At 72.9% G+C, this 11913-nt stretch carries 5 protein-coding genes; 1 reads left to right on the top strand and 4 read right to left on the bottom strand.

The genetic code is table 11. The features are described from left to right. Positions 1-132: 132 nt before the first annotated feature. The 3 genes from ACY5KJ_RS11810 to hrpA form a co-directional block, all read right to left on the bottom strand. A complete protein-coding gene (locus tag ACY5KJ_RS11810) occupies positions 133-1881 on the bottom strand; it encodes a tetratricopeptide repeat protein (RefSeq protein ID WP_462203363.1) in 1749 nt (582 codons plus the stop codon). Positions 1882-2189: 308 nt separating this feature from the next. Then, positions 2190-3287, bottom strand: coding sequence for a toll/interleukin-1 receptor domain-containing protein (locus ACY5KJ_RS11805; RefSeq protein WP_462187089.1), 1098 nt, complete (start codon positions 3285-3287; stop codon positions 2190-2192). 31 nt (positions 3288-3318) lie between these two features. Further along, positions 3319-7401: an ATP-dependent RNA helicase HrpA gene (gene hrpA / locus ACY5KJ_RS11800; RefSeq protein ID WP_462203362.1), complete on the bottom strand. Its 4083-nt coding sequence runs from the start codon at positions 7399-7401 to the stop codon at positions 3319-3321. 562 nt (positions 7402-7963) lie between these two features. Here hrpA and ACY5KJ_RS11795 point away from each other — a divergent pair. Then, positions 7964-10573 (top strand): sensor histidine kinase, encoded by a 2610-nt coding sequence (locus ACY5KJ_RS11795; protein ID WP_462203361.1) that lies wholly within the window; start codon positions 7964-7966, stop codon positions 10571-10573. A 107-nt stretch (positions 10574-10680) separates the two neighbouring features. On the opposite strand, the gene ACY5KJ_RS11790 is transcribed toward ACY5KJ_RS11795, so the two are convergent. Further along, positions 10681-11547, bottom strand: coding sequence for a helix-turn-helix domain-containing protein (locus ACY5KJ_RS11790; protein WP_462187086.1), 867 nt, complete (start codon positions 11545-11547; stop codon positions 10681-10683). Positions 11548-11913: the final 366 nt, after the last annotated feature.

The following is an 11913-nucleotide window of genomic DNA, read 5'->3' as shown; positions in this document are numbered from 1 at the left end:
GCGCGGGGGGCGGCGGACGAGGCGCTGCTCCGCAAGCTGGAGCTGCTTGATCGGTTTCCGCCCGTCGAGCCCGACGAGCCGGCCGCGTCCGACGGGTCGGCCGACCCGCGGTGACCGGCGGGCTGAGGTCGGTTAGGGGTCGCGGTGGCGGAACCTCGGCTCGGCCGGGATCGGCCGTTCGGGAAGGGGCAGCCGGTCGTGGCGGGCCTGGTCGACAGTGTCGGCGAGGGTGCGACGGGCCCGGGTGCTGTCCGGATGGAACGGGCCGTGCTCGCGTAGCGCGTCGGTGAGCGCGGCGCGGTAGAGGGGGACGGCGTCGGCGGGCCGGCCGGCCCGGCGGTAGGTGTCGGCGAGGGCGCCCCGGGTGGCGCGGGTGTCGGGGTGGCCGGGTCCGAGGAGCTGCTCACGGACGGCGAGAACACGTTCGTTCAGGTCGACGGCCTGCGGAAGCCGGCCGGTGGTCCGGTAGACCTCGGTGAGCTCGTCGGCGGTGCGTAGAGTGCGTGCGTCGCCGACGCCGTGTGCCCGGCTCCGGTCAGCGAGCAGTCGTTCGAGCAGCGGCACGGCCGCCTCGAGCTGCCCGGTGCGCCGGTAGCTCGTCGCGAGGGTGTCCCGGGTCTCGACGGTGTGGGGGTGCGCGGGGCCGAGGACGTGCTCGTGGCGGTCGAGGGCGCGTTCGAGGTGGGGGACGGCGTCGCCGGGTCGGCCCAGCCTGAGGTGGGCGGTGGCGAGGTTCTCGCGGGTCTCGGTGGTCTCGGGGTGGTCGGGGCCGAGGGTGCGTTCCCGGCCGGTCAGCGCGCGGCCGAACTCGCGTGCGGCGTCATCGAGTCGTCCGGCCCGCAGGTGGGCGCGGGCGAGTCCGTCGACCGTTTCGAGGGTGTCGGGGTGGTCGGGGCCGAGGGTGCGCTCGCGGCCGGTCAGCGCGCGGCCGAACTCGCGCGTGGCGTCGTCGAGCCGTCCGGCCTGGTGGTGGGTGACGGCGAGTTGGTGGCGGCTGCCGAGGGTGGCGGGATGCTCGGGGCCGAGGACCCGTCCGCGGGCGGCGAGGGTCTGTTCGAACAGCGGCACGGCGTCGCCTACCGCCCCGATCCGGCGGTAGGCGACGGCGAGGCTGTGGCGGGTGTCGAGGGTGGCGGGGTGCTCCGGGCCGAGGATCCGCCGCCGGTCGGCGAGGGTGTCCCGCAGCAGTCGGGCCACCTCGTCGCCGCGGCCGGCGGCGTCGTAGGCGCGGCCGAGGCTGTGCCGGCCTTCCAGGGTGTCGGGGTGCTCGGGGCCGAGGATGCGTTCTCGCTCGGCGAGGGTGCGCTGGAACAGGTTGACCGCGTGGTCGACCTGGCCGGCCTTCTGGAACGCCCAGGCGAGGGTGTCCCGGCTGACCAGGGTGGCGGGGTGCGCGGGGCCGAGGACGCGTTCGCGGTCGGCGACGGTGCGCTCGGCTAGGCGGCCGGCGTCGTCGATCCGGCCGGCGGCGAGGGTCACCTGTGCGAGGGTCTCCCGGCAAGCCAGGGTGTCGACGTGCGCTGGGCCGTCGAGCCGCTCGCGGGCGGCCAGGGCGCGGGCCGCGAGGGGGAGGGCCTGGTCGGCCCGGCCCTGCCCGAGCAGGTAGGCCGCCGAGCGTTCCGCCAGCCAGGCGGCCTCCGGACTGTCGGCCTCCAGACGGTCGGCATCGGTGGGGTCGGTGGCGTCGACGTCGGTGTCGGTGGCGTCGAGCACGGCGAGCGTGTGCGGGAGTAGCTCCCGCCAGGCGGGCCAGGCTTCCGGGTTGGCGGTGACGGCGTCGGGCAGGGCCGCGCGCAGCATCCGGGTCATGGTCGCGACGATCTCGTCGGCCTGGTCGGGGCTGGTGTGGGTGTGCACGGCGGCCCGCACCAGCCGGTGCATCGTCACGGTGTCCGCGTCGCGGTGGGCCAGGCCGTACCGCTCCAGGGCGCCGACGGTGTCGGCGAGGGCGAGCGGGTCGCCGGCCGCCGCCCGTAGCCCGGAGTCCGGAGTCGGGGATTGCGTTCGGCTCGGCGGTGAACAGCCGGATTGGGATCGGTTCGTTGTCGCCGTGCGCGACGATCCGCAGCAGGTGGCCGGCGGCCGGTGCCTCGGCGTCGAGCCGGCGGATCGGCTCGTCCCAGAGGGTGGCGGCGGTGGCCCCGGGCCGTCCGCTCACCTCCCCCTGCGCCAGGAGGACCTCCGGCCGGTCAATTAACACCTGAAGATAGGTCTCGGCGGGAGTGCGGCCGGTGCTGATGCGGTGGGCGGCCTGGTCGAGGGCGAGCGGGTGGTCCCCGAGCCGCTCGGCGATCCGGTCGGCGACCGTCCGTTCGACGGCGGGCAGCCGGCCGGCGAGCAGGGTGACGGACTCGGCCCGGTCCATCGGTCCGACCCGGCACGACCGGGCCGAGATGGTCCCAGCCGGGGTTGCGGGAGGTCAGCAGCAGCCGGCCGGGTTCGGCGGGCCGCAGCCAGGCCGGCAGCGTGTCGGCGTCGGCAGCGTCGTCGAGCACGATCAGCCAGCGGCCGTCGGCCCGGCCGAGGTTCGCGATCACGGCGGCCGGTTCCGCGTGGCCGGGTAGGCCCACCGCCGGGGCGAGCTCGCGCACCCGCTCGCCGATCAGCTCGGGGCGTTCCGCCGGCACCCACCACACGGCGTCGAGATCCGCCCGGTGCTGGCGGGCGTACTCGGTGACCAGGCTGGTCTTCCCGATCCCCGCGATTCCCGTCACGGTGACCAGCGGCGAGCGGGACAGCGCCTCGTCGAGCCGGGCGAGCGCGGCCGTCCGGCCGACGAACCGGGCGGGCTGGTCCGGCACGTTCCACACCGCCGGCAACTCCGGCGGGAAGATCCCCCGCCGGCCGGGGAAGCCCGGCGGCTGTTCCGGCTGTGGCCGGTCGCCACGCAGGGCCGCGAGCAGGCTGGCCCGGACGGCGATCTCGCTGCGGTCGACCGGGACGAGCTGGCCGAGCAGACCGGGCAGCGGCCGGTCCGCCACCCTGGTCACCAGCAGCCGGCGTTCGCCTCCGGTCGGGTCGGCCGACCACGCCGCCGCCCATTCGGCGACCGCGGGCGAGGAGCGCAGGTAGCCGTCGGAGACCACCGCGACCGTGTGCCGGGCCTGGCTCACCGCCCGGTCCAGCCACCCCACTCGGTGCGTCCCCGCCGGCGCCCAGGACTCAAGCAGGACCTGGTAGCCGGCATCCTCCAACGTCCCGGCGATCCATTCGGCCCAGGCCCGCCCGTCGTCCGCGTACGACACGAAACAGTCGGGAGCGCCGTGCCCATCGCCCCCGCCGGTCACCGTCCCAGCATGGCATAGTCACCGAAACGGATTAACCGAGGATGGCGTCGATCGCTCGGTAGACGCGTTCCTCGGAAACCGGGTACGGGGTGCGCAGGCTCTGCGCGAACAGGCTCACCCGCAGCTCCTCGATCATCCAGCGGAGGCGCCGGATCTCGGGCGCCGGCTCCCGGCCGGCGGGGACGGTGGCGAGCAGCTCCCGATAGGCGTCCTGGACGCGCCCGACGGTCGCGGTATTGAGCCTGTCCCGCCCGGGATCGCGGGGCAGCCGCTCCAGCCGCCGTTCCAGCGCGGTCAGGTAGCGGACGAGGTCCGCCAGCCGGTCGGCCCCGGTGTCGGTGGCGAATCCCCGGTAGATCAACGAGGTGAGCTGGTCGCGCGCGTCGGCCACCGACGCCGCCACCGCCGGGGCACGCAGCTCGCGCAGCGCCAGATCGACCGCGTGGGCGAGGCCGAGCACCTGCTGAACCTCGCGGACCACCTCGAAGGCGGCCTCGGGCAGCCCCGCGCGTACCGCGGCGAGCAGCGCGGTGAAGCCCGCCTCGTCCCAGGCGGGCCCGCCGGCCGCGGCGATCAACCGGTCGGCGGCGGCCCGCACGCAGTCGTCCAGCAGGTCGGCGGCGTCGCGGTGCGGGTTGTGGCTCAGGGCCAGCTTCGCGGCGTTCGACAGCCGGGCGTTGAGGCCGCGCACCGGGGAGGGGACGCCCAGCAGCACCAGGCGCCGGGTGCCGGCCCACATCAGCTGGCGCTGTTCGGCCTCGGTGCCGGCGGCCCGCACCGCGACCGAACCGCCCTCGTCAACCAGCGCCGGGAACGCCTTCACCACGTGGCCGCCCGCCGCGTTGCCGCCCGCCGCGTTGCCGCCGCGGCGCAGCTCGACGACCTTCGGCAGGGTGCCGAGGTCCCCCCACGCCCGCAGGCCGGCCCGCTCGAGGCCGTCCGCCGCGGCGGCGACGGCCTCCCGGGTCCTCGGGCGCAGCCGCTCCTTGATGGCGTCGAGGTCCTTGCCCTCGGCCAGCACCCGCCCGCCGGCGTCCTCCACCCGGAAGGTGAACCGCAGGTAATCCGGCACACCCGTCAGCGACCAGGAGTCGCGCGGGATCTCCGGCCCGCCCATCCGGCGCAGCTCGTGTTCCACCGCGGTGAGCAGGGGCACCTGGCGTGGCGTGATGTTCGCCAGGACCGCCTTGGCGTAGTTCGACGCCGGGACGAAGCTGCGCCGCACCGCCTTCGGCAGCGCCCGGATGAGGGCGGTGACGAGCTCCTCGCGCAGCCCCGGCACCTGCCATTCGAAGCCCTCGGCGCCGACCTGGTTCAGCACGGCCAGCGGGATGTGCACGGTGACCCCGTCGGCCGCCGAGCCCGGTTCGAACTGGTAGCTCAGCGGCAGCGCGAGGTCGCCCGCCTGCCAGACGTCGGGGTAGTCGGCCTCGGTGATTCCCTCGGCGCCCGCGGAGACGAGCATTGAGCGCGGGAAGTCGAGCAGGTCCGGGGTCGTCCGGCGCGCCTTGCGCCACCAGGCGTCGAAGTGCCGGGCGGACACGATATCCGCGGGGATGCGCTCGTCGTAGAAATGGAACAGCGTCTCGTCGTCGACGACGATGTCGCGCCGCCGGGCCCGGTGCTCCAGCTCCTCGACGTCGGCGAGCAGCTCCCGGTTGGCGTGGAAGAAGGCGTGGCGGGTCTGCCAGTCACCCTCGACCAGCGCGTGCCGGAGAAACAGCTCCCGGCACAGGGCCGGGTCGACCCGGCTGTACTGGACCGGCCGGGAGGCGACGATCGTCACCCCGTACAGGGTCACCTTCTCGTCGGCGAGCACCGCGCCCTGCCGGCGCGACCAGCGCGGCTCGCTGTACGTGCGATGCACCAGGTGGGCGGCGAGCGGCTCGATCCAGTCCGGGTCGATCCGCGCGGCGGTGCGGCCCCACAGCCGGGAGGTCTCCACCAGCTCGGCGGCCATCACCCAGGCGGGTGGTCCGGACGGCCGCTTCGGCGCGTCCTCGCCCGCCGGGTCCCCCGGGTCCGCCAGCGCGGCTGTCGGGTCCGCCGACGTGGCTGTCGGCCCGGTGCGCTCGGCGCGGTTCGACCGCCGGGCCAGGGCGGAGCCCGGCCAGAGCGCGAAGCGGCCGCCGCGGGCGCCGGCGTACTCCCGGCGCTCCGGGTCGTAACGACCGATGTGCGACAGCAGCCCGGTCAGCAGGGCCTGGTGCACGGCCCGTGGATCGGTTCGTGGATCGGCCGCGCCGGAGCCGTCATCCCGGGGGGTGAGCCCCAGGCCGCGGGCCACCGCGGCGAGCTGGCCGTGCACGTCCTGCCATTCCCGGATGCGCAGGTAGTTGAGGAACTCCGTGCGGCACATCCGCCGGAACTGGTTGGCCGACAGCTCGCCGCGGGCGTCGCGCAGGTAGTTCCACAGGTTCAGGTACGCCAGGAAGTCCGAGGTCGGGTCCGCGAACCGGGCGTGGCGGGCATCGGCCGCCTGCTGGTGCTCGACCGGGCGCTCCCGGGGATCCTGGATCGCGAGCGCGGCGGCGATGACGAGCACCTCGCGCAGGCAGCCCTGCTCGTCGGCGGCGAGCACCATGCGGGCCAGCCGGGGATCCACCGGGATCTGCGCCAGCCGCCGGCCGAGGGGAGTGATCCGGTGGCGGGGATCGGCCGCGGTGGCGTCGAATGCCCCCAACTCGGCGAGGAGCAGTTCGCCGTCGCTGATCTGGCGGGGGTCGGGTGGATCGAGGAACCCGAACGTGGCCATCCCGCCGAGGCCGAGGTCGGCCATCCGCAGGATGACCGAGGCCAGGTTCGTCCGCAGGCTCTCCGGATCGGTGAACTCCGGCCGGCCGGCGAAGTCCTCCTCGCTGTAGAGGCGGATGCAGATGCCGTCGGCGGTCCGCCCGCAGCGCCCCTTGCGCTGGTTGGCGGAGGCCTGTGAGATCGGTTCGATGGGCAGCCGCTGCACCTTGGTGCGGTGGCTGTAGCGGGAGATCCGCGCGGTGCCCGGATCGATCACATAATGGATTCCCGGCACGGTCAGCGAGGTCTCGGCGACGTTGGTGGCCAGGATCACCCGCCGTCCGGTGTGCGGCTGGAACACCCGGTGCTGCTCGCCGGCGGACAGGCGGGCGTAGAGCGGCACGATCTCGGTGTTCGGCCGCTGCTCGCGGGTGAGTGCCTCAGCGGTGTCGCGGATCTCCCGTTCGCCGCTGAGGAACACCAGGATGTCGCCCGGGCCCTCCGCGCACAGCTCGTCGACCGCCTCGCTGATGGCCTGGGTCTGGTCGCGCTCGACCTCGCCGTTCTCCCTGCCGGTCCTCCGCCCGTCGGCCGGGCCGCTGGCCGATCCGCTGGCCGGTCCGTCGGCCGCCGGGACGAGTGGGCGGTAGCGGACCTCGACCGGATAGGTGCGCCCGGACACCTCGATGACCGGGGCGTCCTCGAAGTGGGCGGAGAACCGGGCCGTCTCGATCGTCGCGGAGGTGATGACAATCTTGAGATCCGGCCGGCGGGGGAGCAACGACCGCAGGTAGCCGAGGATAAAGTCGATGTTGAGGCTGCGTTCGTGCGCCTCGTCGATGATGAGCGTGTCATAGCGGCGCAGCTGGCGATCGGAGGAGATCTCGGCCAGCAGGATGCCGTCCGTCATGAGCTTGACCAGCGTGTTCTCGTGCACCTGGTCGGTGAACCGGGTCTGGTAGCCGACGACGCCGCCCGCCTGGGGAGCCGGGGTGCGCAGTTCCTCCGCGATGCGGTCGGCGACGGTACGCGCGGCGATTCGGCGCGGCTGGGTGTGCCCGATCATCGCCCGGATCCCGCGGCCGAGCTCCAGGCAGATCTTCGGTAGCTGGGTGGTCTTGCCGGACCCGGTCTCCCCGGCGACGACGACCACCTGGTGATCCCGGATCGCGGCGAGGATCTCGTCCTTGCGCTGGGTGACCGGAAGGATGTCGGGGTAGTCGAGCGTCGGGACGCTGGCCCGGCGCCGCTCCACCTGCAGCGCCGCCCGGTCCACCTCGGCGGCGATGGCCTGTAGGGCCCGCTGGCGCGCGGCGGGCTCGCGGGTGCGCCGGCTCTCGGCGAGCCGTCGGCCTAGCCGATGGGCGTCGCGAGGAGACAACCCGGTCAGCCGCGCGGACAGCTCCGCCGGTGGTACTGGGCCTGCCGGTGCTACTGGGCCTGCCGGTGGTGACGGCTGCGGCTGCGGCGTGGGCGGCCTGGGCGGCGTGGCGGGAGGATTCAAGAGCTGCCTTTCCACACGTCGTCAAGCCTAGGACACAGCTGTCCCGGCGGCGTTGCATTCCTCCGGCCCGTCGGGCGGTGGCGGTGACTCTTCGGTCAGCGAATTTTGGGGACCTGAGCACGGTCTGCGGTCCCTGGACCGTGACTAGCTCCCCCGAATGGGAGGTCGGGCCGTCCCGTTACCTTTTCGACGGATGAGCGGTCCGACGGATGAGAGGCGAGCCGGTCCTTTGCGGACCAAGGCGAGGCGCCGCCGGTAGCCTGCCAACGGCCCGCCCGGTCGGCGGTGGGTCGCTGCTCGACGCCGTCGCGGCCTCTATACCGTCGCAAGCTTGTCGTCGACAGGAACCTCGATGCTGAGGGGACAGAGCCATCATGATGATGAGGTGCGAAGTCGGCCCCTACCCTGGTCCGGGCGACCTCCCCGGGCCGAGCAGGGCGTGACTGCCGACGGGCGGGAGGCGGCCTCGCCCGGGGTGCGGGAGCCGGTCCCGTCCGGGGTGCGGGAGCCGGTCCCGCTCGCGGCGCCGGCATCCTCCGCCGCCACGGGCACCGCCGCTACCGCCTCCGCGGGCACGGTGGCCGCCTTCGGGGAGGGCACGCTCGAGCTGGGCCGAGCCTCCGTCGAGCTGGGCCGGGCTTACCAGGCGCTGGAACAGGTCATGGGGCGCGTCCTCGTTACTCTGCGGGCGGTCGCGGTCCTGCTGACGGTGTGCTACGTCGCGGTCTGGCGCTGGTACGACCACAGGCCGGCGGCGATGGCCGTCGCGGGGCTGACGGTCATCGGCGGTCTCGTCTTCTGCGTCGTCAGCCTGCGACGCGGGATCCGTCGATCGATGACCACCAGCACGGTCGCGATGTCGACGGTCCTCGCCCTGACGGCCTCGTCCTGGTTGCCGCCCGCTTCGGTGGGGGACAGCGGGAACTTCGTCTTCCTGACCGCCATCAACGCCGGGATCGTGACGGTCTGGACATTTCCGACGGCCGTCGCGTCGGTCCTGCTCCTGACGCTGTGCGGCGCCACTCTCGTAGGCGGCTGGGGCCACAACCCCCAGGTCTTCTCTCAAACCGCCATGCTGCTGATCATTCCCGGTCTACTCGGGCTGGCGATCGGTCGACTGCGCCGGATCGCCCGTACGGCCGACCATCGCTGGGCGAACGTTGTGGCCCGGCACCGCAGCGAGGCGGTGGTCCTCGCCGTCGCCCGCGACCGCCGGGAACGGGAGCGAGTCATCCACGACACGGTGCTGAACACCCTGACCGGCATCGCCTGGGGCGGGGGACGGGACGTGGCACTCACCCGGCGTCGATGTGCGCAGAGCCTCACCGCCGTGCGCGGCCTGCTCGACCGGGACGACGAGGTCGGTCCGCCGATCGGCGATCGGTTGGCCGAGGCCGTCCGCGACGCCGCTCGACGGGGGCTGCAGGTCAGCCTCGAGGACCGGCGTCTCCCAGCCGTCGCGGGGGAACCTCCCGGTGAGCCCCCGGCCGTGGTTGTGGAGGCCTTCGTCGGAGCGGTCGGCGAGGCGCTGGTCAACGTGGAACGGCACTCCGGCACCCGGCGTGCCTCGCTGCTCCTCGGCGGTGGCCCGGGCCTGCTCATCGTGACGGTGTCCGACGCCGGGTGCGGCTTCGACCCGCAGCGGGTCGACCCCGCCCGGCTCGGGCTGCGCGAGTCCATCGTCGGACGGCTGGTGGACGTCGCCGGGACCGCCCGCATCGACGCGCGCCCGGGGCAGGGCACCGTTGTGGAACTGCAGTGGCACGCCCCGGACGCGACGACGGGGCACGTGACGCGACCACAGCCGAGCGATGATCGCGGCGATCGGGGTGATCGCGGGGCCGGAAGGGTCGGCGGGCGGGTCGGCGATCGTCGGGACGTCGCCGCGATCGCCGCCGAGCTACGCGACGCCTATGCCGCCGGGCTGCGCCGGGCGCTCGGGCAGATCGCCGGGCTGTGGCTGATCATCATGCTCGTGCCGTTGGTCGGCACGGGTGGATGGGTGCGGACGATGGCTGGAGCGGGAGCGATGTGGCTGCTGGTGGCCGCGCTCACCGTCGCCTTCGTCCGGCGCGGACGGAGTCGGCCGATCAGCGGTCCCGAGGCGGCCGTGCTGCTGTTCCTGGCCCTCGCCGTCGCCGTCGCCGGCATAGCGAACACCGTCGGCGCGGACATCGTCCGGATCGCGGACTGGCCGTTGCTCGTGCTTCCCCTGCTCCTAGCGTTCATCACCGCCTCCCGGCCACTCTGGGAATGGGTGGGTGCGCTGCTGGTCGCGATCGCCATGATGATCGTTGCGGTGTTCCTGCGTGGTACCACCGAACCGCTGGTGCTGGCGCGGCTGGGGGTACTGATCTACGGTGCGTGCGGGGTGCAGATTGTGACCGCGATGCTGGGTCCCCTGCTGCGCGGCACCGCGGAGACGACCGCCCGCGCCCTGGCCGCCGAGGCTGAGGTCGCCGCCCAGGTGGATGCGTTCACCATGATCAGGTGGGAGCGGGCGCAGTGGTTGCACACCGTGGGGTGGGAGGTGCTGCCGTTACTCGACGGAGTCGCGGGCGGTTGGCTGGACCCACGGGAAGCCGCCGTTCGGAGCAGGTGCGCGATACGGGCGGCCGCCGTCCGTCGCATGATCACCGGGGGTGGTCCGTCGTCGGCGCTGGCGGACCTCGACGCGGTCGTCGCCGACGCCGAGGCTGCGGGAATGACCGTCCAGATCCAGCTGTCCGGCGATCTGCGGCTCGCGCCAGCTCCCGTGCGGGCCATGGTGGCCGATCAGGTGCGGGAGGTGCTCGCCGCCGTCCCAGGCGGCCGGGCGATTATGACGGTCCTGTGGACGCCGGCCGGCGGCAGTGTTTTCGTCTCGCTGCCCTGGCCGCAGGGCCTGCCGCCCCCGCAGCTCGGCTGCGGGGGAGAGGACCCGGGCGGGATCGAGGTCTCGGTGGAGCTGGACGATCGGTGTCTCAGCCTGGAGCTGACCTGGCCGGCGAGCGCGGTCACGGACCCGACCAGGCGGGTCGAGCCGATCGGCGGGATGGCGGAGCAGTAGGGCCGGCAGGCCGGCAGAACGGCGAGCCGGCAGAACGGCAGGCCGGCCGAGTAGTAGGCCGGCGGGCCGGCGGAGCAGCCGGTCGGTGAGCTGGGAGCGAACCGCGTTCAGAGCTCGGTGATGATGCGCCGTAGCAGTTCGGGAGTGTCACCCGGGGTCGTGCTGTCGACACTGAGCCGGTTATACACCTCCATGTACCGGTCAACGTCCTCGCGCTTGTCGAGGTAGGTGGAACCGGTGAGCTGCTCCAGGTAGACCACGTCCGGCAGGTCCATTTCGGGGAAGCGGAGGATCGTGAAGGCCCCACCCTCCGCCGCGTGGCCGCCGAAGGAGAACGGCATCACCTGCAGAGTGAGGTTCGGTAGCTCGGACGCGGTGATGAGGTGTTCGATCTGGGCCCGCATCACCTTCGGCCCGCCGATCGGCCGACGCAGCGCCGCCTCGTCGATGACTATCCAGAGCCGTGGCGGGTTCTTACGGTACAGCAGCTTCTGCCGGTTGAGCCGCACGTTAACCCGGCGCTCGACGACGGCGGCCGGTAGGTGATCACTACCCTGCGTGATGATTGCTCGGGCGTAGTCCTCGGTCTGCAACAGGCCCGGAATGAACTGGAGCTCGTAGGTCCGGATGAGCTGGGCCGCCTCCTCCAGACCGATGTACGGCTGGAACCAGGACGGGAGAACGTCGTTGAAGTTCTGCCACCAGCCAGCGGCGTTCGCCTCCCGGACAAGGGCCAGCAATGGGGCGCGCTCTGCATCGTCCGTGACCTGATAGAAGGTCAGCAGGTCGGCGACGTCGCGTTCTTTGAAGCTGACGCGGCCAAGCTCCATCCGGCTGATCTTCGACTCTGAGGCGCGGATGTGGTAGCCGGCGGTTTCCCGGCTGATGCCCTTCTCCTCGCGAAGTCGACGGAGCTGAGAGCCGAGCAGGATCCGACGTACGGTCGGTCCACTTCCCGGCTGAGCTGTCGTCACGGTCGGCCCCCTCGCCATGGTCAACACAAGAGTAAGATACTCGATCTTCTGGTTCCGGATGGGTGGCTGGTTCTCTCGTCTGGGTGACACTCGCGTGTTGAGCGTGGTGAGGATTATTTGTATACACGCTCACGGGGAGCGTCGACGGCGGGTCTCCGTTTAACGGGGGATGAGGATGCCCCCGGCTGTCGGGTACGGGCGCAATGGTGTGGACGATGACATGTCCGGACATTCCACTCTCACGGTGCCAGATTCCAGGGGGCGTGAGGACTTCGGGCCCTGGACGGCGATCGTGTACTTCCTACTGTTGCTCTCCACGGCTCCGCTCCTCTTCGCTCCTCCCCCCACTCTCCCGTCGGGTTCCCC

Source organism: Frankia sp. CcWB3 (assembly GCF_977927595.1).
This window is presented reverse-complemented; position numbering and strand designations above follow the sequence as displayed.